Origin of the sequence: Pseudoalteromonas sp. P1-7a (assembly GCF_001401855.1) — a bacterium.
Classification (GTDB): Bacteria; Pseudomonadota; Gammaproteobacteria; order Enterobacterales; family Alteromonadaceae; genus Pseudoalteromonas.
In genome coordinates this window covers 24,188-50,560 of sequence record NZ_LKDU01000021.1, presented here as the reverse complement: position 1 = coordinate 50,560, position 26,373 = coordinate 24,188, and the positions used below count along the sequence as shown (strand labels likewise).

General features: G+C 41.0%; 23 protein-coding genes. 13 read left to right on the top strand and 10 right to left on the bottom strand.

From position 1 onward, the window contains the following. Positions 1-2: 2 nt before the first annotated feature. From AN389_RS13240 to AN389_RS13225, 4 genes are read left to right on the top strand one after another with little or no spacing between them, the layout of a single operon-like run. Positions 3-2,717 (top strand): phage tail protein, encoded by a 2,715-nt coding sequence (locus tag AN389_RS13240; RefSeq protein WP_055019991.1) that lies wholly within the window; start codon positions 3-5, stop codon positions 2,715-2,717. Between the two features lie 6 nt (positions 2,718-2,723). Then, complete coding sequence (locus AN389_RS13235) at positions 2,724-3,215, top strand: adenine glycosylase (protein ID WP_200911305.1); 492 nt, start codon at positions 2,724-2,726, stop codon at positions 3,213-3,215. Then, entirely contained in the window at positions 3,215-3,904 is a 690-nt protein-coding gene (locus AN389_RS13230) for a hypothetical protein (protein WP_055019990.1), read from the top strand. The genes AN389_RS13235 and AN389_RS13230 overlap by 1 nt, the downstream gene beginning before the upstream one ends. A gap of 2 nt (positions 3,905-3,906) precedes the next feature. Then, entirely contained in the window at positions 3,907-4,668 is a 762-nt protein-coding gene (locus AN389_RS13225) for a hypothetical protein (protein ID WP_055019989.1), read from the top strand. A gap of 706 nt (positions 4,669-5,374) precedes the next feature. Here the strand turns inward: AN389_RS13225 and AN389_RS13220 are convergent. Further along, the gene (locus AN389_RS13220) at positions 5,375-6,448 is read right to left on the bottom strand and encodes a site-specific integrase (RefSeq protein WP_055019988.1); all 1,074 of its coding nucleotides are present in this window, start codon (positions 6,446-6,448) and stop codon (positions 5,375-5,377) included. A 144-nt stretch (positions 6,449-6,592) separates the two neighbouring features. Between AN389_RS13220 and dusA the strand changes: the two genes are divergently transcribed. From dusA to AN389_RS13185, 7 genes are all read left to right on the top strand, one after another. Further along, positions 6,593-7,567, top strand: coding sequence for a tRNA dihydrouridine(20/20a) synthase DusA (gene dusA / locus AN389_RS13215; RefSeq protein WP_082430562.1), 975 nt, complete (start codon positions 6,593-6,595; stop codon positions 7,565-7,567). Between the two features lie 241 nt (positions 7,568-7,808). Next, on the top strand, positions 7,809-8,501 hold the full coding sequence (locus tag AN389_RS13210) for a PspA/IM30 family protein (RefSeq protein ID WP_055016394.1): 693 nt from the start codon (positions 7,809-7,811) through the stop codon (positions 8,499-8,501). 10 nt (positions 8,502-8,511) lie between these two features. Next, the gene (locus tag AN389_RS13205) at positions 8,512-8,718 is read left to right on the top strand and encodes a PspC domain-containing protein (protein WP_055016395.1); all 207 of its coding nucleotides are present in this window, start codon (positions 8,512-8,514) and stop codon (positions 8,716-8,718) included. Between the two features lie 9 nt (positions 8,719-8,727). Continuing rightward, the gene (locus AN389_RS13200) at positions 8,728-9,054 is read left to right on the top strand and encodes a hypothetical protein (protein ID WP_055016396.1); all 327 of its coding nucleotides are present in this window, start codon (positions 8,728-8,730) and stop codon (positions 9,052-9,054) included. A gap of 78 nt (positions 9,055-9,132) precedes the next feature. Next, positions 9,133-9,645, top strand: a complete 513-nt coding sequence (locus AN389_RS13195) for a copper chaperone PCu(A)C (RefSeq protein ID WP_055016397.1) — start codon at positions 9,133-9,135, stop codon at positions 9,643-9,645. Between the two features lie 8 nt (positions 9,646-9,653). Next, positions 9,654-10,640 carry a DUF2333 family protein gene (locus AN389_RS13190; RefSeq protein ID WP_055016398.1) on the top strand — a complete coding sequence of 329 codons (987 nt, stop codon included), beginning with the start codon at positions 9,654-9,656 and terminating at the stop codon, positions 10,638-10,640. A gap of 3 nt (positions 10,641-10,643) precedes the next feature. Further along, positions 10,644-11,414 carry a TIGR04219 family outer membrane beta-barrel protein gene (locus tag AN389_RS13185; RefSeq protein WP_055016399.1) on the top strand — a complete coding sequence of 257 codons (771 nt, stop codon included), beginning with the start codon at positions 10,644-10,646 and terminating at the stop codon, positions 11,412-11,414. 24 nt (positions 11,415-11,438) lie between these two features. Here AN389_RS13185 and AN389_RS13180 read toward each other — a convergent pair whose 3' ends face one another. Next, a complete protein-coding gene (locus AN389_RS13180) occupies positions 11,439-12,326 on the bottom strand; it encodes a TIGR03899 family protein (RefSeq protein WP_055016400.1) in 888 nt (295 codons plus the stop codon). Then, on the bottom strand, positions 12,295-12,876 hold the full coding sequence (locus AN389_RS13175) for an SRPBCC family protein (protein ID WP_082430560.1): 582 nt from the start codon (positions 12,874-12,876) through the stop codon (positions 12,295-12,297). The genes AN389_RS13180 and AN389_RS13175 overlap by 32 nt, the downstream gene beginning before the upstream one ends. 142 nt (positions 12,877-13,018) lie before the next feature. Here AN389_RS13175 and AN389_RS13170 point away from each other — a divergent pair, with 142 nt between their 5' ends. Together AN389_RS13170 and AN389_RS13165 are read left to right on the top strand one after the other, a co-directional pair. Beyond that, positions 13,019-15,220: an EAL domain-containing protein gene (locus tag AN389_RS13170; protein ID WP_055016401.1), complete on the top strand. Its 2,202-nt coding sequence runs from the start codon at positions 13,019-13,021 to the stop codon at positions 15,218-15,220. A gap of 109 nt (positions 15,221-15,329) precedes the next feature. Beyond that, positions 15,330-17,516, top strand: a complete 2,187-nt coding sequence (locus AN389_RS13165) for a YgiQ family radical SAM protein (RefSeq protein ID WP_055016428.1) — start codon at positions 15,330-15,332, stop codon at positions 17,514-17,516. A 79-nt stretch (positions 17,517-17,595) separates the two neighbouring features. On the opposite strand, the gene AN389_RS13160 is transcribed toward AN389_RS13165, so the two are convergent. The 7 genes from AN389_RS13160 to lptD form a co-directional block, all read right to left on the bottom strand. Next, positions 17,596-19,611, bottom strand: a complete 2,016-nt coding sequence (locus AN389_RS13160; RefSeq protein WP_055016402.1) for a methyl-accepting chemotaxis protein — start codon at positions 19,609-19,611, stop codon at positions 17,596-17,598. Positions 19,612-19,723: 112 nt separating this feature from the next. Next, positions 19,724-20,542 carry a symmetrical bis(5'-nucleosyl)-tetraphosphatase gene (locus tag AN389_RS13155; RefSeq protein WP_055019987.1) on the bottom strand — a complete coding sequence of 273 codons (819 nt, stop codon included), beginning with the start codon at positions 20,540-20,542 and terminating at the stop codon, positions 19,724-19,726. Positions 20,543-20,553: 11 nt separating this feature from the next. Then, entirely contained in the window at positions 20,554-20,943 is a 390-nt protein-coding gene (gene apaG / locus AN389_RS13150) for a Co2+/Mg2+ efflux protein ApaG (protein WP_055016404.1), read from the bottom strand. Continuing rightward, on the bottom strand, positions 20,927-21,733 hold the full coding sequence (gene rsmA, locus AN389_RS13145; protein ID WP_004585856.1) for a 16S rRNA (adenine(1518)-N(6)/adenine(1519)-N(6))-dimethyltransferase RsmA: 807 nt from the start codon (positions 21,731-21,733) through the stop codon (positions 20,927-20,929). Before rsmA ends, apaG begins: the two co-directional genes overlap by 17 nt. Continuing rightward, a complete protein-coding gene (pdxA, locus tag AN389_RS13140; protein ID WP_055016405.1) occupies positions 21,730-22,722 on the bottom strand; it encodes a 4-hydroxythreonine-4-phosphate dehydrogenase PdxA in 993 nt (330 codons plus the stop codon). Before pdxA ends, rsmA begins: the two co-directional genes overlap by 4 nt. 2 nt (positions 22,723-22,724) lie before the next feature. Beyond that, positions 22,725-24,020: a peptidylprolyl isomerase SurA gene (gene surA, locus AN389_RS13135; RefSeq protein ID WP_055019986.1), complete on the bottom strand. Its 1,296-nt coding sequence runs from the start codon at positions 24,018-24,020 to the stop codon at positions 22,725-22,727. 92 nt (positions 24,021-24,112) lie between these two features. Continuing rightward, positions 24,113-26,365, bottom strand: a complete 2,253-nt coding sequence (lptD, locus tag AN389_RS13130) for an LPS assembly protein LptD (RefSeq protein WP_055016407.1) — start codon at positions 26,363-26,365, stop codon at positions 24,113-24,115. Positions 26,366-26,373 lie beyond the last annotated feature (8 nt).

The following is a 26,373-nucleotide window of genomic DNA, read 5'->3' as shown; positions in this document are numbered from 1 at the left end:
CCATGTCACAAGTAGTTACTAACGCAGGCGAAGCCTTATTTGCACAAAAAGCGCAGGCAAATGAGCAGTTAGATATTGATACGTTTATTTTTGCTTATGTACCAGGACAAGATTCGCAAGCACCGGTAGACCGCAGCGAAGATTTACCGCCTACAGCACAGCGAGTGCATACCCAGCCAGTTCAGCAAGTTGGCCGTATCAATAACAATACAGTGGTTTACTCAACCGTATTAAACAGCCTAACAGGCCCGTTTGAATTTAACTGGGTTGGTTTGTATTCATCTGTAAATAATACGCTGGTAGCTATTAGCCATGTAAAAAGCGTAAACAAAACAATTACAGAATTAGGCAATGCAGGTAATACGCTAAACCGTAACTTTGCCATTGAGTACTCAGGCATTAGCGATATAACCGGTATTACAGTAGCACCAGAAACATGGCAACTAGATTTTAGTGCTCGCTTAGCTGGCATGGATGCATTGACACAAAACTTAGCCATGGATATGAATGGCCGCGACTGGTTTATAGGTGATGGGTTTAAGGTAGAACCGACAGCTAACGATGATGAATTTAGAGTTATTGCGGGTGTAGGTTATGTTGCTGGATTGAGAGTTGAATTAAAAAGTGACTTTATTTTTACGCTAGATAGCTACCCAAAGTTTGTTTACTTGGAAGCGTGGCTTGAAGGGAACTCATCAAGTGAGTGGGAGCCCAAATTATCTATTTTTAATACAACTGAGCAGTTAAGTAGCTTTAGTGATGCGCAGGGAAGTAAACATTATTTAGTGAAGATAGCTGAACTATTAAAGCAATTTGCAGATTCTATTATAGATTTACGGGAAATTGATGGCCTAGTTGGCAAAACAATTAGAAATGCAGATACCGTTCATGAGATGAAAGCTATGAATGTACCGTTAGGTACGTTGATAAAAACAAAAGGGTATAACAATAAAGGAGATGGCTTTGGGGCGAGTTACTTAATAGAAGATATTGGCAGTAAACCTGTGAATGGCAGGACTGTAATATTACTGAATAATGGTTTTATTGCTGTAATGCAGCACAATGGTAGTTCTTCTATTCAACATGCTAATGCCCCTCTAGATGATGATGCAAACATAGGTTTAGCCATTCATACTTTATTAGCTGTGGGTGTTAAAACTATCTATGTACCAAACGCTAAAATTAGATTTAATGGGTCTATCAATTTAAATGGCGCTACTGTTATAGGTAATAACTCGGTGTACGCAAGTGGCTATTTGACGAATGGGAATTTAGTGGGGATCACCCGAGAATCACTAACTAATAAATTTGTTAAGCCTGTATCAAAAGTACAGCCAGTCACATCAAAATCAAAAAACAAATTAGTTGTTAAGGTTGACCGTACTCCTAACAATGTTACATCCGTTTATAACTCTATTCATTGCATTTTATCACCTTCTAGTTTTGGTGGGATTGCTATGTTTTTTTTAGGAAATGGTAGCGGTGCAAATGGTGAAAATGATATGGGCGGGACTTTTGACCGCTTAAGGCTATGGAATAGTTATTTAGCTGAAGGTGGTATTGTTTATCAAACTCCAGATAGCGTTACAGCGGGTACTAATGTGACCTCATATGAATATTTAAATAAAATATTTAATGGGGGGCCGGCAGAACGCTGGAGCGCAACCGAAGGAACAGAGCTGAATGCATTTGATTTGAGCGCTGGCAATTCAGCTACTTTTAAAATACCGGCCAGTAGAAGAAAGTCTAATATTGCAGTTTATACATCATCGGGTAGCACAGATGATGCGACTATTACAGTTAATGGTGAGCTTATAAAAACGTTTAGCGCAAAGAGTGATATTAATCGCGTAAAACATATTGAATTTGAAACACCAATTATTGGGCGTAGTGAAAATACAGTAGTAATTAGTAGTGGGAGTGCACGCCTGTATTTATTTGCTGCTGATGTTTATGACTTAGCAGATATACCCAAAAATGAGATTGATGCTTACTATAAATATAAAGGAAAAATAATAGTTCATGGTATGAAGTCTATGACATATGCAGGCACTGGCGCATCAATTGATACTGTACTCGTTGATACTATGGGCAAGTTTGCAGGTAGTTATCATGGTGGTGATATAGCGACACCGGGTGATTGCGAAATTAGAGTTGGAAGTAGTCAGATAAAAATTGATACATCAAATTATACTGAAGAGAATGATAGCTTAAAGCTAGCAAACGGTATGTTTATGATTGATCCTGTTGTGCGAGTACGTTACGTTGGGAAAATAGACACTACCCCTCAGCTAGATTTTAGATACACTCTTGATTTTGGTGTTGATGGCGGGTGTAATTTAACTGCATGGTATAGTGCAAATAGCGGGAGCGTGCATTTAAAGACTATTTTTACAGGCATGCATTCGACTAGTCGTAGTTTAATGTATACACCTAAACATAGCTTTTCCCCAGAAAGCACTGACGGAACTATTGAGCTTGACGTTAATCAGTTGCCGCTTTATCAATATGGTTCTAAATTACAACAAATGATAATTGTGCCTTCAGAAAACACCGAAGATCAGGCTACGATACTCGCAAGAATATGGGACACAGACGCGTACCTAAAGTTTTACTACACACCACTCGCATTGCAAGGAGATCAATCTTTAAGTTTACAAAACGGCCAGCAATATTCATTTAGTTGCTTGTATCAATATGGCAGATTTATTGTGTGAGTGATTATGTTATCTCTTAATAGTATTTTTATTACTTTAAAAACCCTTCGCATGACGGCAAGTCTTGAGCTTGCCAGCGAGGATGCAAGCGGCCAATCATCCAGTACCGACCAAGCTGAAACAGGAACTAAAGCTAAAAAGCTGACGGTGAGTGGTTTATTACCATTCACTAAGGCTGATCATTTAGCTGAACTGTTTACCTTGGCCGAAGCAACTGAAAGTGGTGCGCGTTCTATTTATCGTATAAGTAACCACACGGCCAGTGCACTGGGTGTTAAGCAAGTGCGCTTTAGTAGCAAGATTGAAGCGGTGGAGCAAGAAACCACACGCCAATGGGCCGTTAGTTTTACGCTAAGCGAGTACCGCTCAGTGCCGCAAAAAGTAGAAGAACGCTCACCCGATGCAACGGCCAATGTGCAAGGCGGTGATACAGGTGTTCAATATGCAAATATTAGCCAGCATCTAAACGAAAACTTTGCCGCACTGAGAACAGCATAATGACGACGGCTAACGCGCGTTTTATATCTCGTGCTTATGTCAACGATTCAAAAGTTGATATGAAAGAGCACTGGATAATACTGCAATCATCAACGCCTGGTACATGCCAAATTACGGTTAATCAAAAGGCTGATAAATTGGCACCGGTTACGGTTGATTTAGGTTGGGGTGATATGGTCGACCGTGTATTTAGTGGCTATGTTGAACGTGTAATGCCCGCTATAAATGGCTGGTATACATTGTTTTGCCGAGAATGGGCGGCATCACTTGCTTATAATTTAAGTGTAATGCTGCGCCATCCAACCATGCGCCAGGTACTTGACGAGGTCACTAATCAAACAGGTATAGAGTTTGTTATACCAAACGCTGCTTATGTTGATACGGCAATCCCGTGTTTTTACTCTGATAGCTCAGGCTATGCCATGCTAAACAATATAGGCCGAGCGTTTAAGATTGAGGATTTTGTCTGGTATCAACAAGGCAATGGTAAAGTATTTGTGGGAAGTTATGCTGATTCGTTTTGGTCTGATAAACCAATTTCTATAGCGAACGGCCTAATGACAGATCATCAAGCAGGTAAAGCTGCCACTATGCCAGCCGCACCAATGATACGCCCAAACGTAACTGCCAATGATGAACGTATATCAGCGGTTGAGTTTAAAGGCACTAACATGCAAATAAGTTGGTGAACATGGATAAATCAATTCAAAGAATAGTGCGCCGGCTGTTTCCAGAACTAACCGGACAATTGCATTTACCACGCTGGGGTAGAGTAGTTGCATTGCCTGAACTGCCAACTGATGATGGCGAGCGCGGTAGCGATGCATACTACCCTCGCTATGCTGTTAACGTGCAGCTCATTGACGAAAACGGAACAGATACCAAATCAAAACCACTTCAAGCCGTGCCGTTACCATTACCAGGTGCGGGTGATAAAGCAGGTCGATTAGAACCGCCGGCTATTAATTCTATTGTAGAAATTGGCTTTGCCTATGGCCGAGCTGATAAACCGTTCATTAGAACAGTATTACCTTTTGGCTGGGACTTACCTGCTATTAAAGAAGGTGAAACCCGTACCCAAGTACGTGAAGGGGTTTATCAACACATTGATGACGCCGGTAACTTTGAAAACAAAACAGACGAATCATTAAAAGACATCATCGGCAAATTAGCCGACCTACAATGTGAAACCCGCAAAGTAATAGCAACTAAAGAGCAAGACCACCGAAGCCCAAAAACATGGTTAGGCAGTGAAGGCGAGAACGTACTCAAACTCCTATCAGAACTAATGGCAACAGTAAGCGAATTAGCTAACACATGTGCAAGCCACACACACAAGGGCGTTGCTGCAGGAACTGCAAAAACCCAAGCACCAGAACAAGCTGGAGACTTTAGCGGCCAAGCATCACAAGCCGACAACCAAAAAGGCAGACTAGACCCAATAACCAAATAGCCCCAAAGCCACCCAAACAAGCCCAGCATCCCGCTGGGTTTTTTATTGCCCTGCATTCACTGCAGTAAAGTTATCGCCGCCTATGTTGGCCAGCGTAGTTTCACCCACGGAAAACGGCTCCACACAGAATGTATGCCACGAAATCCGCACTCTTCCTCACCCTCCTGCGCGCTCTTTATCGTTATTTTTTTACAGTTTTAAAGTACTTCATTTAAACCGCCAGCTAGCGCCCTATATAAGTTCCTTAGCAGATCAAAGATCTGAAAAGATCGAAACTAATTTCACTGTTTTACAGTTTAAGCGCCTGTAATTCGTTAGGAATTTAAAGTAATAAAACGATTAAACAATAACTTAGCCCGTTTACGTGAGGTTTTTAGGATCAAAAGGCTTTGTATGGTTCTTAAGAAACCCATAATAAAACAATAGCTTAATTAAAAATAAAACTGAAATCTAGAAATGAATTTTTTGTAAATTCCAATCAGTAGCGCGATTTTAAAAGTAGAGTATTGTAGCTACAAATAAAACGTAGAGGTAAATCCATGAACGAAAAATTAGATACTATAGCTAGCTTGAATATGGAAATGATAGCGGTACTTACTTTATTGACCAATAATGAAAAATATAGAGACCTACAACCAAAATTATTAGATTCAGTTTTACATAGGATGTTAGACAACAGCCTAAGTATAAATAAAGAGATATTGAATTAGTCTCTAAACTTATTGTGTAATTTATGCGGGAATAATTGCGTATAAACTTGCCATAAAATATTTAAATTACGGTGGCCTGTTACTTGGGCCACTTCTTCTATTGAATAACCTTTTTCGAATAAACGGCTAGCACCTTCGCGACGTAAATCATGATAGCGTAAATCCTCAATACCTAATGCATTACGTACCCGCTGAAAACCAGCAGTAACCGATCGTGAGTTATAAGGAAATATCAAATCATCATTTTTAGGCTGTTGCATAACAATATCAAATGAACCAGCGAGCAAAGGCACAATCATGTGATTACCTTCCTTTTTCCGTGGGTCTTTTCTATCACGCACTAATATAGTTTTGTGATCCTCGTTTAAATCTTCCCAACGTAGTTTACAAACCTCGCCAATACGCATGCACGTTAAAATACTAAAATCTAAAATATCTAAAAAAGGAATGCGCACTTTACCGTTTGGCCTATAGTCCATGCGTTCCTTCAAGCCTTCGCGCAATTTATCTAATTCATTATCAGTAGGGCGGCGTGTTCGCTTTTGGCTTTTGCCAACTAACCCCATTTCGATTAGCACCGGCACTGCGTCTTCAAATATTTTATGGTTAGCATCAATATTCCAGACTGGTCCCGCCTTTTTCATAACGCTGCGCAAATATGCAATATCATGATAAATAGTCGCTGGCCCTGCACCAGCACTACGCCTATTTTTACAATGCTCTATCAAATCACTAGTGCGTAACTCATTTGATAAAATCGATGCTATGTCGCAATCAATCAGCATCTTAATAACAAATTGTTTAGTACGCCCCGTAGCATTCCATAAATCATGGTTTTCATAATACATATTCATGAGGGTGCCTAGGGTGACCGTTTGTTTTGTTTCAGTCACCCTCGATTGCTCAATATCGTTAACTTGTTTCTTGCCCCAGCTCTCAGCCAACACTCTTTTACTGAATGTTTTACTTTCATTGTGTATAATCTTACCCTTAGATTTCTCGCGTACTACGCACTTATAGCGGTAGTCGCCTGAAGCAAGACGGCGTTTTTCGATATTATATGAAGCCATGATTTAACCCTAAGTTATTGAACAGTCCAACCCTGCAAGGGTGACTATAGGGTGACTGTATATCGAAACTCGCGGCGATTCAAGGCAATTCAAGGCAATTCAGACTATATGAGTAACACACTAAATAAGGGCTCTAGCCCAGTAATGGCAAGTAATACAGGGTTTAGGCGGTTTAGCGTGGCACCGATGCTTGATTGGACAGATCGTCATTGCCGTACTTTTCATCGTAAGATGACTAAGCACGCTGTTTTATACACTGAGATGATCACCACAGGGGCTATTTTATTTGGGCGTGGCGATTACTTACACTTTAATCAACACGAAGGGCCGGTTGCTTTGCAACTGGGTGGCTCAGACCCCGATGCGCTTGCTAAATGTGCAAGACTTGCGGGTGAGCGTGGCTACGATGAAATTAACCTAAATGTAGGCTGCCCATCAGATAGGGTACAAAACGGGCGCTTTGGTGCTTGCTTAATGGCTGAGCCTGATCTGGTTGCACAATGTGTTGCAGCAATGAAAAGCGAAGTAGATATTCCGGTTACGGTAAAAACGCGCATTGGTATTGATGAACAAGACTCGTATGAGTTTTTATGCGCGTTAATTGAAGCTAGCCATAAAGTTGGCTGTGATGACTTTATTATTCATGCCCGTAAAGCGTGGTTGAATGGCTTAAGTCCTAAAGAAAACCGTGAAGTCCCGCCGCTTGATTACCCACGTGTTTATCAGCTAAAAAAAGACTACCCACAGCTCGATTTAAGTATTAACGGCGGTGTTAAAACGATTGAAGAAAGCCTTGCGCATTTAGCGCACATAGACGGCGTTATGATTGGCCGCGAAGCATATAGCAACCCATTTATGCTTAATGAAGTGGATGAAAAAATTTACGGTGAGGTGGCTAATACCCAAACGCGTCACGATGTGGTGCGTGCTATGTACGATTACATCGAAGAAGAAATGCGTTTAGGTGCTAATTTTTGGCATATAGCACGTCATATGTTGGGGATTTTTCAGGGGCAGCCTGGGGCGCGCGGATTTAGACGTCACCTTTCAGAAAATGGCCATGGTAAACAGGCTGATTTGTCGGTTATGGATAAAGCATTGAGTTTTGTACCCGAATAAACTTAAGCCGTATAAATTTTAAATTAAGCCACTTTTTAGTGGCTTTTTTGATCCTAAAATTTAGTCAAAAGATCAAAATATTAGTTAATTACACTTTTCTATGTTCAGCTTATGGTCACTTGCAATGACACCTTTTAAATTTTAAGTGTATGTTTTGAAAGTATAATATTTATTTTTTAAGAGTTTGGCATAACTCTTGGAATCGTCTTGTTGTTATCAATTAAAACAATGGGACAAAACAATGAGTGTATTTAATCGCGTAAATGACGTTATCAAATCAAATATAGCAGCCATGCTAGATAAAGCTGAAGACCCTGAAAAGCTTCTCAACCTTATGTTAAGTGAAATGCAAGAGGCATTAAATGAGTGCAGAAGCACTGCTGCTGCCTTACTGTGTGAAGAAAAAACGCTTAAACGCCAAATCGCACAAAAACAAAAAGATTTAACCTCATGGCAAACAAAGGCAGAGCTTGCCGTTGCTAAAAACCGTGATGATTTAGCCAAGTCTGCCTTGTTAGAAAAACAACAAGTACACGACAAAATTGCTGAAAAAAGCACGCAGCTAGATGAGCTTAAAGAGTCGATAAAGAAAATTACAGCGGATTGTGAACGTTTACAACAAAAAATGGCGCACGCTAAAACTAAACAAGCGCAATTAATAAAACGCCACGATATTGTTGTTGCACGTGAAAAAGTGAATATGCAATTACACAGCGACAATGTTGCCAATGCCTTGTCTCGCTTTGAAATGATAGAGCAAAAAGTGGAAGGCATAGAGGCACAAGTTGATGCTTATGAACTTACACATACGGCACGTTCAACCGCTGAGCAAATAGCGTCTTTAGAAAAAAATGAAAAAATAGATGCAGAGCTGGCTCGTTTAAAAGCCAGTGTTAAACATAATAATATCAATACAACAGTGCCAAACGCCTAGGGAGTTGAGTATGAATAACTTTAAAACACAGCGTGGTTGGTACAAAGACTCGCTTAATAAAAAAATATCGGGCGTTTGTAGTGGTTTAGCGCGTCGCCTTGATTTTCCGGTGTGGTCAACACGCTTAGTGACTATTTTATTATTTATAAGTTTTCCGTTTGCAGTGGCGCTTGGTTACTTTATAGCTCATTGTTGCCTTGAAGAGCGGGCGTATTAGGAGAGGGATATGAAAACCTTAGCAATATGTGTTGTTGTTTATGTATTACTTTTTACAGATGCGGTGTCGTTAATACATTTTGATTCATGGCAGTTCCCGTTGTGGATTGCAGATATGAGCTGGGTAGGACTAGAGTTGGCCGGCGTATTAGTTGCCATTATTGCTGTAGTAGCTGTTATGGCTTTAATAACCATGGGGTTAATTGGCGCAGGGGTTGTTGCATTAGTTGGCACCATTTTGGCGCTGTTATTTGGCTCGGTAATGATAGCGTGGCCTTTATTATTTGTAGCTGTACTGTGTTGGTTGGTGCTCGATAACAAAAAAGTAACCTCTTGAGCCTTAATTTAACTGACTATTATTAGTTAACTATGTTAAATTTAAAGTGAAATTTATGCTTTCACAAGGAACAAAGCGATGATGAAGCAGTGCTTTTTTATGGCCTCGGCGTTAATGTTTAATGTGTTTTCGTCATCGGTTGCTGCACATGCTGGGCACAGCCACGATACAGACGAAGCTAAACTTGAAGTAAGCCATGCGCAAGTAAGAGCGTTTTTGCCTGGCAGTAAATCGAGTGTTGGCTATTTAACAATTTCTAACCACGGTGGCGGTGTTGCTAAATTAACCAAAGCAACCATTGAAGGTTTAGGCAGAGTAGAGATTCATGAGCATACACATGTCAATGGTATGATGAAAATGCAACAAGTTAACGCTGTTACCATTAAGGGCCATGAAAGTTTAAGCTTTCAGCCTGGTGGTTACCATTTAATGGTATTTGATCCACAAGAACCACTAAAAGTAGGGCAAGAACGTAAACTCACGCTATATTTTAGTGACGGTAATCGCTTGTTTACTAATGCTCAGGTGGTCTCACTTGAAGCGCAAGCCGCGAATTCTAAGCCATCTAAAAAACAACACGCTCATCACTAGGAGGATAAATGTCGCAACACAAAGGAAAAATAGCTGGTGCATTGATTGCGCTGCTTATTATTTTTTACGCTATTGCTGTTTATTGGAGTATTGAGCCGGCACGCTTTAACGTGGTTACTCATGCAAAAGAGACGGCACAAGCGCGTAGTGAAAAAATGGTAACGGGCTACACAACAACCACAACACTCATTACTGTTGCTAGCACTTTACTTGATAAGCAAGGTGGCTATTTATCAAACGATGTAATGCCCCCAAGTGTGATAATGGATGATATGCCTGCATGGGAATATGGCGCGCTTGAAATGGTGCGTGATTTAGCCCTATCTATGCGTAAAGATTTTAGCCGTTCGCAGTCGCAATCAACCGAACATGAAGCGCTTAAAAAAGCGCAGCCGCAGTTTAATATTAGCTCTGAGGCATGGGCTTGGCCAAGTGCCGAGGGAGAGTACCAAAAGGGAATTGACTATTTAGTAGTATACCGCTCACAAATTGCTAACGAGCATGAGCGAGATAGTCAATTTTACTCACGTGCAGATAACCTACGTAGCTGGTTAAAAGAAGCCGAAAAGCGTTTAGGTAGTTTAAGCCAGCGTTTAAGTGCAAGTGTTGGCCAAGACAAGGTAAATACTGATTTAGCAGGTAACTCATCTAACACGCAGGCAACCTATTCACCACTTCAGCAACAAGTAAGGACGTCGTGGTGGGAAATAGACGATGTATTTTACGAGTCGCGTGGTGCAACGTGGGCGTTATTACACTTTTTACAAGCGGTTGAATACGACTTTGCAGATGTACTTGAAAAGAAAAACGCCCGTGTAAGCTTACAGCAAATTATACGTGAGCTTGAGGCAACACAAGAAACCGTGTGGAGCCCAATGATTTTAAATGGGAATGGCTTTGGCTTTGTAGCAAATCATTCTTTAGTAATGGCAAATTATATTTCAAGAGCCAATGCGGCTTTAATCGAACTTAGCGAACTACTAGCTCAAGGATAAAAAATGAAAAAGTATTGTTTAGCAGCTGCCCTTTCCATGGCATGTTTAGCCCCTGCAGCACAGGCAGACACTTTATTAGGTTTATATGTAGGTGTTGATGGCTGGCAGTCAGATAATGACGGTCAGTTTTCTTACAAAGATAACGCACCACAAGATTTTAATTTTGAAGACGAAACTTTTATTAGCTACTATGCGGCGCTAGAACACCCAGTGCCATTAGTTCCTAACCTAAAGCTTAAATATACAGAGCTTGAACTTAATGGTTCTGCAACCCTTACTGATACGTTTAGCTTTAATGGCTCAGATTATGTGGTTGGTACAACGGCAAACACATTAAGTGATTTAACTCATATTGATTACATTCTTTATTACGAAATTTTTGATAACGATTTAATTTCAATTGATTTAGGCTTAAACGCAAAGCAGTTTGACGGTGACGTTGTTGTCACTGGTACTACTCAGCAAGGTGGTACTAACTTCTCTGAAACTGTTGATTTTTCAGGTTTTGTACCACTTGCGTACGGCCGCGCTGAAGCAGGCTTACCCTTTACAGGTTTAAGTGTGTTTTTTGAAGGCAGCTTTTTAGCTATCGACGATAGCAAAGTACAAGACTATCAAGTAGGCGTAGCGTATGAACTTATTGATAACCTGGCTGTAGATGTTGCAGTTAAAGCGGGTTACCGTTCTATGACGCTTGAGCTTGATGATGTTGACGATATTAATACCGATATTGACGCATCAGGCCCATTTGCGGGTATTCAGGTTCACTTTTAATTAGTGAGCTTATAACGTGGTGTGCTATTTATTAGCATGCCACGTTAAATCAAACTCACCCTCCAGTGCATTATTAATTAATTGCTTATACACCTTATTTATAGGGTAGTTTATGAGTTTAGAAAGCTCATCGCCAGTTTGCGTAAACTTATAATAGCTTAATACCAAGTCACTGCTTTTAGCTTTTAATGTCACTTTTTGCGATAAAAACGACAGGGTGAGTTCTTGGCCTGCTTTTAATACCGCCGATTCTATCTCTTTTCTGTAGAGTAAATTAAGATCCATAAGCGTTAGAATATCAGGAAAGCTGATCCCCGTTTTTCCTAAATTAAGCGACACCTTATTACCTTTTCGTAACAAGTCAAAAAGCGATGGCTTTTTATAAAACCCTAATAAAATAAAGTGGCTGTCATCTTTTGCGTTGTAGCTGCTCAGCGATACACATTTTTGTAATGCATCTGCTTCACGTTGGGTCATGTGTTTGAGTGTTTGTAAGCTTTTTATAGAAAAAGTACCTGGGTTGAGTGTCTCACCAGTTAAAATTTTAGCCCACAATGTTTGCATTGACTCGTTAGAGGTGTCTTCACATAGGGCAATAAAGCGCTCAATCCAGTCGGCATCGGGTTGCTTATTACTTGCCACGTCGGGGCAAAATTCCATGGCTTTAGCTAAAATGGTTTCTATGTTTTGTTGCTGTTTTATAAGCAGTAAATCTTGGCGCTTTTGGGCGCGCGCTAAAATAGGGTTATCACTATTTATGTGATAAAGCGGGTTTAGATCGCCTTTCGAACCGTAACTTTGATTTGTACTTGGTTGCCCAGTATTGCTGGTTATTTTTTTTACAGGGTAGCCAAGTAAAGACTCAATTATATTAGCAAGATTAATTCTCGCTTGGGCTGATTTTACTGTCATTTGTATCCAGCTGAGTTTTTTGGTCGCGTAATTGCGCCACTGTTTGTAAGTTATTTAAGCCAAGCGACACCGTATTGCTTAATACGTACTCGCTTAAAATCGATAGATAACCTGAGATTAGCGAGGCGTTTGTTTGGCCATTAATTTTACAAGTTACATTTACCCTATCTTCTACGTCGTTAAAGGTAATTTCACCTTCAATAATATGTTCATTTTTTAAAAGCGCATTAAAGGTCATTCTATTTTTTGAAAGCGAAGTAATGGTCATTTCACCGTATCCCCAATCGCTTTGCCACGATTGATGCGCGCCTATACCTCTGATGGGCTCGCCGAGCGCAAAACGAATGCTTGGGTCTACTTTGCCCCAAGGTGACCATGTATGCCATAGGCTAAAGTCTGACACGAGCGATTTAACAGTTTCTACTTTGGCATTTATTTGTATGCTTTTATTGACGCTGTAATTTTGCGGAAGCGTTAAACCAATCAAAATAGCCACTAAAATTAACAATGAGAGCGTTTTTATTAGGGTTTTAAAAAATTTAATATGCACACCTTTTACGAGTTTTTTAGTTTGAAATATAACAACTTTTTATTAATCGACTATAGTATGAATTAGCCTATAAACCAAAAAATATATTTTTAGTACATAGGTATGAGGTTATTTAAGCATTAAAACTGATAAAGGGAAGATAATGTCGTCAGAACAAAGCGATTTTTTATTTTTAGCGCCAGACAGCGAAGAAGAAATAACCCCAGAGGTATCTGACTTTTGGGATGTTTTGATCGTTGATGACGATCCTGAAATACATTCAGTGACTAAGCTCGCGTTGTCGGGCGTAGAGTTTTGGGGAGCAGGGCTACGTTTTCATGATGCATATTCCGGCAGCGAAGCCATCGAAATACTCAAAAACAATAATACAATATCTGTCATATTTTTAGATGTAGTGATGGAATCTGATGATGCGGGTTTGCAAGTTGTTAAGCGTGTACGCGAAGAGCTTAATAATCAACATGTACGAATTATTTTACGTACAGGCCAAGCGGGTAACACCCCAGAAGAAAAAGTAATTCGCGAATACGACATTAACGACTATAAAACAAAAACCGAGTTGACCCGTTCAAAGCTTGTGACATCGCTCATTACAGCGATACGCTCTTACGAGCAAGTATGCAAGCTTGAGTATCAAAGTGATGCGATGAACACTATTGTTTCGGCATCAAAGTCTATTTTAGGTCTCACAGATATTAAAGTACTGTGCAAAGAAATTATTAAACACTTAGGTATTATTTTAGAGTCCCAGCAGGTTGGGCTAGTGTGCAGTAAACTTGATGGCGAAAACCATATACAGGTGCTTGGAGGAAGCGGTCATTATGAAAGCTACTTTGGTGAAAAGCTTATTAATGTAGACAGTATGGCCTTAGAGCAAGTTGAGCAATGTTTTGAAACTGCAAAGCATACACAAAGCGACTCAAGCATGACCTTTATTGTAAAAAGTAAGCATCGTCAGGCTGCCATTTATTTAGCGTGTGAGCATAAACCAAGTGAAGCACAGCTACAATTTGCAGAGATTTTTCTTACTAATGTGAGTGTAGCCCTTGATAACGTTAGGCTGTTTGTAAAGCTTAGGGATGCAGCCTACAAAGATGTACTTACAGGTATTTCTAACCGTACTAATTTTATAGAGCGGGTGGAGCGTTATCAAAAACCACATGTGAATGACTACGTTTTTGTATTAATTGATATAATTGGTTTTGCAGATATCAATAATGGCTTAGGGCAAGAAATTGGCAACCATTTACTCATTGAAATCGTAAAAAGGCTTAAAGACGCTTACCCTGACGCAAAGCTACTATCACGTATTGGTGCGGATGTTTTCGGCTTTATTATTCGCCAAACAGAGTTTAATCTCGAACAATTTAACGATGTACTGAATGTACCTTTTAAAGCTGGTGAGCATATTTTGCCCATCGATTTTAGAATTGGTTTATGTCAGCAGCAAGACTTTCAAAGCACAGGTTTAGACACACTCAAAGTTGCTTATATTGCGCTTAATCAAGCTAAAAAGCTTAAATGCAAAGAAGGGGTTTACTACGAAGTTGATATGCAAGATAAAATGGCCTGGCGCTTAGGTATTATTAGGCAGTTACGCCATGACTTTGCCAGAGAAAAGTTACAGGTTTGGTATCAGCCGCAACTTTCCCTCGATAATTTATCGTTAATTGGTTGCGAAGCCTTACTGCGTTGGCCATCAGAAGATGGCTCGTTTATATCGCCAGCTGTGTTTGTGCCATTAGCAGAGGACGCCGGTTTAATTGTTGATATTGGCCAATGGGTGTTAGAGCAAGCATGTCAGCAGCAAAAACGTTTAGAAGCGTTGGGTGAAGAAATTTGCATTGCTGTAAACGTATCTGTGCCGCAATTTAAGGTAAAGGGCTACGCGACAACAGTAAAAAACACTTTACAAAAGTATGACGTTAAACCTTGTAATATCGAATTAGAAGTCACTGAAAGTGTGGTGATGGATGAACTAGAAACCGTGATCAATACCTTAAAAGAGTTAAAAGAGTTAGGCGTTGAGGTAGCGATTGATGATTTTGGAACGGGCTTTTCTTCGTTGAGTTACTTACAAAGCTTACCGCTTGATAGACTTAAAATTGACCGCGCTTTTGTAAAAGACTTGCCCGATAACGACACCGGCGCTATTGCTGCTTTGGTGGTGTCGCTTGGCGCTAAATTAGGTCTGAAAACAATTGCTGAAGGTGTAGAAACACAGCAACAGGCAGAGTTTTTAAAAAACTTAGGGTGCGATGAAGTACAAGGCTTTATGTATGCTAAGCCCATGCCCGAGCAAGAACTGTTAGAGTTTATAAAAGAGCGAAATAAAAAAGACTAATATAAACAGATCACATACTAACAAGGCGCGATATACGCAGGTAATGTTGTATAAATAAGCAATGTATTAGGATATAATTCGCGCCTTTTGTTATTCAATGGCCAAAATTATGAGCTCTCTTAAAGCTGAACGCGCGCTATTCTCATACCCAAAGTATTGGGCAGAGTGTTATGGCACTGCACCATTTTTACCTACAACTCGCGAAGAAATGGACGCACTCGGCTGGGATAGCTGCGATATTATTATAATCAGCGGTGATGCTTATGTGGATCATCCTAGTTTTGGTATGGCAGTGATTGGCCGTGTACTTGAAGCACAAGGCTTTAGAGTCGGTATTATTGCTCAGCCAGACTGGCAATCAAAAGATGCCTTTATGGCACTTGGTAAGCCGAATCTATTTTTTGGTGTAACCGCCGGTAATATGGATTCGATGATCAACCGTTACACGGCTGAAAAACGCATGCGCCATGACGATGCCTACACGCCAGGTAATGTAGGTGGCAAGCGCCCTGACCGTGCGGTGATGATTTACTCTCAGCGTTTACGCGAAGCATACAAAGGCGTGCCCATTGTGATTGGTGGTATTGAAGCAAGCCTGCGTCGTATTGCTCATTACGACTATTGGCAAGAAAAAGTGCGTCGTAGTATTTTATTTGACTCTAAAGCCGATATCCTTATTTATGGTAATGCAGAGCGCCCGCTTGTAGAAGTGGCCCACCGTATAGCCGCTGGCGAAACTATGGATACAATTCAGGATATTCGTGGCACAGCCGTTATTCGTAAAGAGCCAATACCGGGTTGGCGTGGCAGTGATTCAACTGCGATTGATAAAATAGGCAAAATAGATCCAATCCCTAATCCTTATGGCGCAGATGATGTAGGGTGTAGTAAATCAGAGTTTAAACAAGCCGGTATTGATTTAAAAGCTGAGGCTGCTAAACCTATTACTATTCAGCCAGCGCGCCCTAAACCGTGGGAAAAAACCTACGTTAAACTGCCTGCATTTGAGCAAGTCAGTGTTAATAAGCCTTTGTATGCCCACGCATCACGAATTTTGCACCAAGAGACAAACCCAGGCTGTGCCCGGGCATTATTTCAGCGCCATGGCGATCGCTATATTTGGGTAAACCCGCCTGCATTTCCGCTCGAAACCCATGAAATGGATGATGTATTTGGCTTACCTTATCAGCGTATACCGCACCCAAGTTATGGGGATGCAAAAATACCCGCTTACGATATGATTAAAACGTCAGTTAATATTATGCGAGGTTGTTTTGGCGGTTGTTCGTTCTGCTCTATTACCGAGCATGAAGGGCGTATTATTCAAAGTCGTTCGCAAGAGTCGATTATTGATGAAATAGAACAGATTCGAGATAAAGTGCCTGGTTTTACCGGGGTTATTTCTGACTTAGGCGGCCCAACAGCAAATATGTATAAGCTGCGCTGTACGAGTAAAAAAGCAGAAAGCACTTGTAGGCGGCTTTCATGTGTTTATCCTGATATTTGTAAACACATGGATACAGACCATACACCTACTATCGATTTGTATAAAAAAGCCCGTGAAGTGAAAGGTATTAAAAAGATTTTAATAGCCTCAGGCGTTCGTTACGATTTAGCCGTACAAGATCCGCGCTACGTTAAAGAGTTGGTGACACATCATGTGGGGGGCTATTTAAAAATTGCGCCAGAACATACGGAGGATGGTCCTTTATCTAAAATGATGAAGCCGGGCATGGGGGCTTACGATCAATTTAAAGAACTATTTGATAAGTACTCAAAAGAGGCTGGTAAAAAGCAGTATTTAATCCCGTATTTTATTTCTGCTCACCCAGGTACAAAAGACGAAGACATGGTTAACATGGCACTGTGGCTTAAATCTAATGACTTTAAGTTAGACCAAGTGCAAAACTTTTATCCATCACCTATGGCTAATGCGACCACTATTTATCATACAGAAATGAACTCACTGCGTAATATTAAAAATAACAAAGAGCAAGTGCCTGTACCAAAGGGAGCTCGTCAGCGTCGCTTACATAAAGCAATACTGCGCTATCACGATCCATCGGGTTGGCCAATGATCCGCGAGGCATTGCGTAGTATGGGGAAAGCCAATTTAATTGGTAAAGGCCCAAATTGCTTGGTGCCAGAAGAAGGCCGCGATGAAAAAGCACACAAAGGCGCAGGTAAAGGTAGAGGAGGGCGCCCAGCCTTAACGCGCCATACTGGCTTTAGCCAATTTAAAAAGGCTAACACTAAACCTAAAGTGGGCGGGAATCGCCAACGTGCTGCTAGGTAAGCGTTAAAATAAAAAACCCGATACTGTTACTCAGTATCGGGTTTTTTATTGCTCTGATTTTGGCGTAATACGATTGGTATTACACCTTAAAGTTTTCTACCGAGATTCTTAACTCTTCAGCGAGTTTAGCCACTTCTGAGCTTGAAATGTTGGTTTGGTTTGCGCCTTCTGCAGTTTGCTCTGCAATAGCAACAATTGATTCTAATCGTTCACTAATTTCTTGTGATACTTGTTGCTGCTCTTGCGCTGCGGTCGATATTTCTTCGCTTACGTCGTGTGCTTGCGATACGGCAAGTGTAATAGAGTCTAATGCGCTGCTTGCTAAATCGCTCTGCTCAACACACGATACCGCTTGCTGCTTACCTTTATCCATTGCTGTTACAGCCGCTTCTGCGCCACTTTGAAGCGATTCAATCATCGACTGTATCTCTTGGGTCGACTCTTGCGTTTTGCTTGCCAGTGAGCGTACTTCATCCGCTACTACCGCAAAACCTCGGCCATATTCACCGGCACGTGCCGCTTCAATTGCAGCGTTAAGTGCTAATAGGTTGGTTTGCTCAGCAATACCGCGTATAACATCTAAAATACTGCCTATAGAGGCGCTATCTTGATGAAGTTTATTAATAACACCGGCTGCATCGTCAACCTCGCGAGCAAGTTGCTCAATAGTCGCTTTGTTTTGATGAGAAATACCTTTTACGCGCTCAGCTTCTTTGTCAGCATTTTTAATTTCATCAAGGGCTTGTTGTGCGCTATTACTAACTGTTTGTGACGTGCTGCTCATTTCTGTTGTGGCAGTTGCCGCTTGTTCTACTTGGGCTTGTTGATTTCGGATAGCTTGGCTTGATTCACCGGTAATAGCCGATGTTTGCTCAGAGGCTGCTGCTAATTGAGTTGAGCGTGAAATAATACCCTTAATTAAGCTTCGTAGGCTATCTATTAAGGTGTTGCAGCTTCTTGATAGCTCGCCGAATTCATCTTTGGCAGAGTCATCTAAGCGTTGGGTCATATCACCGCTGGCCACAATATCTAAAATTCGATTCACTTCAGCCAGTGGCTTGGTAATTCTATTAACGGTAAGAATCGCTATTGCAATTGCAATCAACGTCGCGATGATCATTCCTGCCCACGTCCACAAAGTAGCTGAATCAACATCCTCACGGACGCCTTCTTGTAATTTGTAAGCGACAGCACTTGTCTGCGTGACTAAATCGTCAATTTGCGACAGGGCCATTGTGGTTGCCTGCTCTGACTGCGCAAGTTCTTTTTCGGTTAGTGCAATGGCGTCAATAAGACGTTGCTTGTTAGCTGCTAGGCTATTATTTCCACTTATATTTTCTACTAACGTATCAACGTACTCTTGTAAATCACTATATAAATCGTTGTTGTCTTGCTCTATAGCAGGCTTTATTAAAGCTAAGGTACGAATGACCTCTTCCAGATAGTAAGCCTGTTCATTTTTAACAATATCTAAGGTGTTCGTTGTTTTTACAGTAAGCATATCGGTACTGTTGCTAACTACCGACATAAAGTTGTTTTCTAGGTTATTAGCAGCTTGATAAGCGCGGGGGTGATTTTGCTCAAAGTTATCAATGTCAGTAATATCGAGCACAACTGAATTAGCATCTTCCGCAGCAATCTCTATTGTTTCTAGTTGTGCTATAAGGGTTTTATTTAGTGCTAGTTGCTTGTCTTTATCAGCCAATAAGTTTTCTACTGTACTTAAAAAGCTTAGGTAGGTTTTTTCTACTGCTTGGCTTTTTTGGCTCAGTGATGCATCGTTTTTTACTACGCGTTGCAGTTCAGCATGAAGTGAATCAAATTTGTCTTTTTGCTCAAGTACTTTTTGTTTTATAGGGGTGAGCTGTGCGCTTGAGGTGGTATAAAAACTGGCTTGAGCTGCTTTACTCATTAAAATAAATTCAGCTTGTAGCTCTGAGCTTTTATTTAGTGCAGGAAGTGATAACTGGTTTACCTGCTGAGTAGAGCGGTCAATGCTCGCAATTTTTATTAAAGAGTTACCACCAATGATTATGAGTAATAAGGTGATAAATATAAAACCACACCAAATACGTTGGCTTACTGTCAGATTCATACGGATTTCCAATTAAAGTACTTCAATCACATCTTATCGGCTTTTTAACCAATAAGTTAAGCAATTAATTTCTATTAATTTAAATTTAACATATGTAGTGGGTTTTTACAGTTTATTTAGGTAAATGCGCAGGTTTTTCTACTATTTTTTGCTTAGTTTGTAAGTCCATCATTGTTAAAGCCCCGCCCCATACGCATCCAGTATCAAGCGCGTGCACATGACTCAGCTGAGTAACCCCTTCAAGAGCGGCCCAATGGCCAAAAATCAAGTTTTTTTCTAATGCTTTTATATTAGGATGTTCAAACCAAGCTGTTAACGATTTATTGTCGTTAATTGCACCTTTCGCATTAAGCTCTAACGTGTTGTTACTGGTTAAAAAGCGCATACGGGTAAAATAGTTAACTATGTACCTAAACTTATCAAAGTCGTTTAAATCGTCATCCCACAGAGTAGGGTGTGGCTGATACATTTTTTTAAAAAAGTGGGCTGCATTAGCTGATTGATAACAACGCTTAGCAAACTGTGCATGCTTAAGTGCGGTTTTTATAGACCAGTCAGGGTTTAATCCTGCATGCGATATAAAGCTGCGGTGCTGCGCTAAATAAAGTGCAAGCGGTTGGGTTTGCAAATAGGCGATATAGTGAGGCAGTTTTTTACTATTAAAAATAGCATCGAGTTTGTCTTTTGGATTTATCGGCTTATTAAGGTAATGGCAGGCAATCATGTGTAAATCATGATTGCCTAACGTTACACTCATACTGTCTTGATGGCGGTAAATGTAATCTAGGCAAGCCAGCGAGTCAGGGCCACGTGCGACTATGTCGCCAACTAAATAAAGGTGATCTTTACTTGGGTTAAAATCAACCCGTTTTAGTAAGCGACTAAACTCTTCAAAGCAGCCTTGTAAATCACCAATTGCGTAATCAGCCATTGTGCTTTTTACTAATGTAAAATATTAGGACACGCTAAACGGAATACGTTTATAGGTGCCTCAAACTCAGAGCCAAACTCATTGCGCAATGTGTAGTGCCCCTGCATTGTACCTACGGGGGTGTCTAATATTGCGCCACTGGTGTATTTATAAGTTTCGCCAGGACCTATCACAGGGGTTTCGCCCACAACGCCTTCGCCCTCCACTTCAACTTCTTTGCCGTTGGCATCGGTAATTAACCAATAGCGGCTTAAAAGCGTGGCACTGCAAAGGCTGTGGTTTTTAATTGTCACTGAGTAGGCAAAAACATATTTATCTAGCTCAGGCTGAGATTGCCCTTCAACATAAAAAGTCTCTACAGAGACCTTTACAGGAGAGCCAATATTACTGCTTGTTGTCATAAATCCAATTAGCTATATCAATAAATTGTTGTAATGTTAGGCTTTCAGCGCGCAAGGTAATATCTATACCAATGCTAGTAAGCTCATCAGCGGTGAGTAAATTGCCTAAGCTGTTACGCAGTGTTTTACGGCGCTGATTAAACGCTTCTAAACACACGGTGTTTAAAATTTTCACGCTTTTAGCGGTTCGTTGTTCAGCTTTTTTGGGAATAAGACGAATAACTGCTGAGTCTACTTTAGGAGCTGGTTTAAAACACTCTGGCGGAACTTCAACCACAGGCATTGCGTGGCAGTAATATTGTGTCATCACACTTAAGCGGCCAAATGTTTTGCTGCCTGGACCTGCAACCATACGTTTTACAACTTCTTTTTGCAGCATAAAGTGCATGTGCTCAATATGATCAGCAAACTCAAAAAGATGAAACAGTAATGGCGTAGAAATATTGTAAGGCAGGTTACCAAACACTTTTAATTTTTTGTCATCGCGTACAAGGCTTGCAAAGTCAAACTTCATTGCATCGCCTTGGTTTACGTTTAATTTAGGCCCTAAAAATGGGTGCTCAATTAAGCGCTGGGCTAAGTCTTTATCTAGCTCTACAACGGTAAGTTGGCCGCTTAAATCGGCAACAGGCTCTGTAATAGCGCCTAAACCTGGGCCAATCTCTACTAGGTTGTCTTGTGGCTTAGGATCGATTGCAGTGACTATTTTATCAATGATAGATTCATCAAATAAAAAGTTTTGCCCAAAACGTTTACGGGCGCGGTGTCCTAAATGTACTTTATCGGTCATTGATTTTGTGCTTTTTCATGGGCGAGCTTAATTGCTTCGCGGATCGCTAATTCAAAACTGCCAACTTCAGCGTCACCAGTGCCTGCTAAATCAAGCGCAGTACCGTGATCAACCGAAGTGCGGATAAATGGTAAACCTAAGGTTATATTTACCGAGTTACCAAATCCCTTGTATTTTAGCACAGGTAAACCCTGATCGTGATACATAGCAAGCACGGCATCGGCTTGAGAAAGGTATTTATCTTGAAACAGGGTATCGGCAGGAAGCGGTCCAATTAAATTCATACCTTGGCTGTTTAAAAGCGCAAGCGTAGGTGAAATCGTTTCTATTTCTTCTGTACCTAAATGACCGTCTTCGCCAGCATGGGGGTTTAATCCACAGACCAAAATTTTTGGTTGTTCAATACCAAATTTCGTTTGTAAGTCATGATTTAAAATACTAATCACTTTGGTTAGGCGCTCTTGGGTAATCGCACGCGATACATAAGCCAGCGGTATATGTGTTGTTACAAGGGCAACACGTAAACCTTCGGTCGCTAGCATCATGACAACATCTGAGGTGCCAGATTGCTGAGCAAAGTACTCAGTGTGACCACTAAACGAAATACCGGCTTTATTAATAATCCCTTTGTGAACAGGGCCGGTGACAACGGCATCAAATGTACCGTCCATGTTTTTTTCGCTAGCAATACGTAAGGTATCAAGTACGTATTGGCCGTTTAAGTCGTCTAATTTACCTAGCTTAACCTCAGTGCCTAAATCAACTTGGTGAATATAAATGCTACCTGCAGGCGCAATGGCTGCAGGAGCATTTTCATCAAAATCAATTAGTTCAATATTAAGGCCTAAGTGTTGGGCACGTTCTTTTAATAACTGTTTGTCGGCGATAGCGACCAGTTGAGCTTGCCATGGTTGCTGCGCTAATCGCAGCAGTAAGTCAGGGCCAATCCCCGCAGGTTCCCCTGGGGTAATTGCAATTCGTAATGTCATAATTACTCGTCTATAGGGAAAATTTCAACATGGGCTTGTTCGCGCATTTCTTGCTGCCAGTTAAAACTTTCTTCTTTAAATTTACGATTAAACAACATGCCGTGCGCACGGTTACGTTTAGCTAGCTCAGTTTTATCTGCTACACGTTTATCTAAAAGTTGTACTATGTGCCAACCAAATTGTGTTCTAAATGGTTCACTAATTTGATTTTTATCAAGTGATAACAAAGTATCTTTAAACGCGGGTACATACGTTGTAGGGTCAGTCCAATCATACTCACCGCCTTTAAGGGCAGAGCCTGGATCTTCTGAGTATTCTTTGGCAAGTTCTGCAAAGTCAGCTTTTCCTGCGCGTAAATCTTTGGCAAACCCTGCAAGCATGCTGCGCGCTTTTTCTTCACTTAAAATAATTGAAGGTTTGATAAGAATATGACGAGAGCGAACCTCAGTGGTTTCTACTAATTGACGACCACGTACATCTTGCACTTTAATTATATGAAAGCCAGCACCTGAGCGAAGAGGGCCAACAATCGCGCCTTTCTTTTGACCTTTTACAGCCTCAGCAAATAATGAAGGCATTTCGTTGATACCCATGTACCCTAGTTGTCCGCCTTCGAGTGCTTTTGAACCGCCAGATGAAGAAATTGCAATACGTTTAAACTCTTGGCCATCGTTTAATAGCTCAATAACTTTGTCTGCACGGGTTTTTGCGCTGGTGATTTCATCGGGCGTTGCATCGTTTGGAATATCAATAAGGATATGACCAATATCGTACTCTTCAGCATTTTGACCTTGGCTTTCCATTATTTTTAACAGGTTATCTACTTCTTGTTGGCTAATATAGATACGGCGGTCTACATTGGCGCGAGTCACTTGCTGTGTGGTGATCTCTTTACGAATTTCTTCTCGGTAAGCCTGAAAACTCTCGCCTGCGGCTTCAATTGTACGACGAAGATCGGCAATCGTGCCGCCTTGATCTTTTGCCATATTAGCTAAAGTTTGGTCTAACTGGCTGTCTGAAATTTCAAGGCCCATACGCTCAGCCATTTGCATCATAAGCGTTTGGTTAACTAAACGTTCTACTGCTTGTATGCGAAGCGTTTCGTCTTTAGGAAGTTGCTGGCCTTGTTCTGCGGCTTGCTTTTTAACACGATTGATTATGGTGTTTACTTCACTTTTTAAAATAACGCCTTGGTTTACAACGCCAATTACTCTGTCGATTTCCTGTGGGGCGGCAAATGCGCCATGGCATAAGCTTAAGCTTAAAATAGCTGTTGATAATAGTTTTTTTAAATTCATATTCTTTTTACTACTCTTCTAATAGTACTGCTTTAAAACAGGGCGTACTGCATTTTAGGGCTTTAAAGTATCACCTTAATTGCTCGTTTGCCTTAATTATTAAGAAAATACGGTCTACGGTAGCCAAAAATACCTTGTTGCAATAATTTTTGTGCATCGTAACGGCTCTTACTGCCCAGCCCTTTTAATACAAAGTTTAAACTAATACCTGAATCAAAAGTGGCTTGTTGCTGCCCAATAGATTGATTTAAATCGGTTTCAATCTGACGGTGGCCAGTAATTTGGATTGCCCAACAGCACGACTCATACTGTAATCCGCTTAAAAATTCGATGCTTCGATTATTTTCAAGGTCCCGATGATAGCTTGCAATAAATTGCCACTGTTCACTAATTGGGATACTTGTAAATACACCCGTTTGCTCGATTGTATTTCCTGAGACATCATTTGCATAGCGATGGTTCAACTGAACTAGCTCATTATTGTCACCTTTGTAATCAAGAGTGACATTTGACTGAATCATTTGCTTGCCATCAGAGTCGTATTGCATACCCGCAGATAAATACCAACGGCGATGCCAATGTAACATTGTTTGTGCGGCAAACAGCGCGTTGTAGTTAGTTTGCGAGTCTAAACCTTGCTCAGTAGGTTTAGCCGAATCATTTAGGTAAAAGATTTGACCCGCGCTAAAGTTAAATACTTCTTCTTGTTTGCTATCAAATAATCGGGTTGTTGCACCTAGCGTAAATTGGTTAGCTGCAGCTATACGGTCCACGCCTGAAAATCGTGTATCTCTAAATAGGCCAAAAAAGTCATCTTGTAAGCGAGTCGTATCAAACAGACCAATTTCTGATTGATCCTTATTCGGTGTGTATAAATATTGTATTTGTGGCTCAAGGGTTTGAATGCCATCTTCAAAAAAGTATGAGGTGTCGCGTTCAAAGTTAAGCTGCGAATACAAACGTACTTTTGGTAAAGTACGCGAAACGCTATCACTGTATTGCGTACCCGTTAAATCACCGCTTTGTTTGTAATTTGTTTGCAATAAACTCACTTCTGAGAGAAACGACCACGCATGCGTTGCGTAATTAAATCGCGCTTTTGGCTCTACATGTACGCGGGTAGCACTGTCTATGGCAATTTCTGAAGAGTCGTTAGTAAAGTGGCTTACTTCACCAGACAAACTAAAGTCAAAGTGATCAAAGCGCCAAGGTGCGGTCTGCGTAAAGCTAATTTGTGGAACTGCGGCATACGACTCTAAGTGATCACCCAGTACTTCGAAGTTTTGAAACTTAATATCGGTACGCCATGTGTCACCAAGGTGAGTCACCGACCCGGTACGATAAAGTTGGGTATCGGTTTTATTGGCGTAGTTAGAGCTTAAATCGGTGATGTAGTTATCATCACTGACGTTGGTGACGTCCACATTGGCTCGCCAGTCTTCACTTAAATAGCTTTGTTGTTGCCAATGAAACATGTAGCGCTCATCAAGGCTTGGCTCCGAATCATCACTATCTAAATATTCAATACCGACTAACCCTTCATGCTGCTCGCTCAGGTATCTAAACTCAGTTTGCAACTGTAAGCCTTTGCGCGACATATAACGTGGCGTAATGGTGGCGTCAAAATTAGGCGCAATGTTCCAATAATAGGGGGTAACAGTTTCAAGGCCATAACGGTCGGAGCTTGAAATACTCGGTGTTAATAAGCCCGACTTGCGTCGCTCATCCAGCGGAAATGTGAAATAAGGCAAATATAAAACAGGGGTATCAAGGATACGTAACACGGCGTTATAGGTTTCGCCCCAGCCTTCTTCGCGAGAGAGGTTAATTTCATCGGCTTCTATTTCCCAAACCGGTTTATCACTAGGGCAGGTAGTAAAGCTTGCATTCATTAACAATAAGCCAGACTCATCAACAGTGAGTTTTTCAGCGCCACCTTTGCCTTGTTGCGCGGTTAAACTGTAATCGGCACCGAGTAGACTTATTTGAGAATTATTTAAATCGGCATTTAAACCTGAGCTGTTTACTTGGCTTACGCGGTCTTGGTATGTAATTGGGCCTGTTGCATTGAGTAAACCGCGCTGTTTGTCTATAAGCGCAGTTTGTGCGGACAAACTCATATCAAGGGTGTTAATATCAACATTGCCGGTAAATTCAGCGCTTTGAGTGCCTAGGAGCTCTACATCGTCAGCTTGTATATCAACCGATCCTACCGCTAAGTTTGGTAGAGGTTGCCAAGCTCTGGTTTGCATTGAAATGCCACATAAGTTGTGTGCCAGTTCAGTTTCGGCAAGCGATGGTGCGCTAATTACGCCTAGCATCAATATGCCCCAGGTTTTGCTCATTTATCGAC

Bases quoted from the DNA above. Each gene is read 5' to 3' on its own strand.
- surA (WP_055019986.1), bottom strand. From the start codon at position 24,020: ATGAATTTAAAAAAACTATTATCAACAGCTATTTTAAGCTTAAGCTTA.
- AN389_RS13185 (WP_055016399.1), top strand. From the start codon at position 10,644: ATGAAAAAGTATTGTTTAGCAGCTGCCCTTTCCATGGCATGTTTAGCC.
- lptD (WP_055016407.1), bottom strand. From the start codon at position 26,365: ATGAGCAAAACCTGGGGCATATTGATGCTAGGCGTAATTAGCGCACCA.
- AN389_RS13170 (WP_055016401.1), top strand. From the start codon at position 13,019: ATGTCGTCAGAACAAAGCGATTTTTTATTTTTAGCGCCAGACAGCGAA.
- AN389_RS13240 (WP_055019991.1), top strand. From the start codon at position 3: ATGTCACAAGTAGTTACTAACGCAGGCGAAGCCTTATTTGCACAAAAA.
- apaG (WP_055016404.1), bottom strand. From the start codon at position 20,943: ATGACAACAAGCAGTAATATTGGCTCTCCTGTAAAGGTCTCTGTAGAG.
- AN389_RS13180 (WP_055016400.1), bottom strand. From the start codon at position 12,326: ATGACAGTAAAATCAGCCCAAGCGAGAATTAATCTTGCTAATATAATT.
- AN389_RS13160 (WP_055016402.1), bottom strand. From the start codon at position 19,611: ATGAATCTGACAGTAAGCCAACGTATTTGGTGTGGTTTTATATTTATC.
- AN389_RS13190 (WP_055016398.1), top strand. From the start codon at position 9,654: ATGTCGCAACACAAAGGAAAAATAGCTGGTGCATTGATTGCGCTGCTT.
- AN389_RS13210 (WP_055016394.1), top strand. From the start codon at position 7,809: ATGAGTGTATTTAATCGCGTAAATGACGTTATCAAATCAAATATAGCA.
- AN389_RS13200 (WP_055016396.1), top strand. From the start codon at position 8,728: ATGAAAACCTTAGCAATATGTGTTGTTGTTTATGTATTACTTTTTACA.
- AN389_RS13205 (WP_055016395.1), top strand. From the start codon at position 8,512: ATGAATAACTTTAAAACACAGCGTGGTTGGTACAAAGACTCGCTTAAT.
- pdxA (WP_055016405.1), bottom strand. From the start codon at position 22,722: ATGACATTACGAATTGCAATTACCCCAGGGGAACCTGCGGGGATTGGC.
- AN389_RS13195 (WP_055016397.1), top strand. From the start codon at position 9,133: ATGATGAAGCAGTGCTTTTTTATGGCCTCGGCGTTAATGTTTAATGTG.
- dusA (WP_082430562.1), top strand. From the start codon at position 6,593: ATGGCAAGTAATACAGGGTTTAGGCGGTTTAGCGTGGCACCGATGCTT.
- AN389_RS13155 (WP_055019987.1), bottom strand. From the start codon at position 20,542: ATGGCTGATTACGCAATTGGTGATTTACAAGGCTGCTTTGAAGAGTTT.
- AN389_RS13165 (WP_055016428.1), top strand. From the start codon at position 15,330: ATGAGCTCTCTTAAAGCTGAACGCGCGCTATTCTCATACCCAAAGTAT.
- AN389_RS13230 (WP_055019990.1), top strand. From the start codon at position 3,215: ATGACGACGGCTAACGCGCGTTTTATATCTCGTGCTTATGTCAACGAT.
- AN389_RS13225 (WP_055019989.1), top strand. From the start codon at position 3,907: ATGGATAAATCAATTCAAAGAATAGTGCGCCGGCTGTTTCCAGAACTA.
- AN389_RS13220 (WP_055019988.1), bottom strand. From the start codon at position 6,448: ATGGCTTCATATAATATCGAAAAACGCCGTCTTGCTTCAGGCGACTAC.
- AN389_RS13235 (WP_200911305.1), top strand. From the start codon at position 2,724: ATGTTATCTCTTAATAGTATTTTTATTACTTTAAAAACCCTTCGCATG.
- rsmA (WP_004585856.1), bottom strand. From the start codon at position 21,733: ATGACCGATAAAGTACATTTAGGACACCGCGCCCGTAAACGTTTTGGG.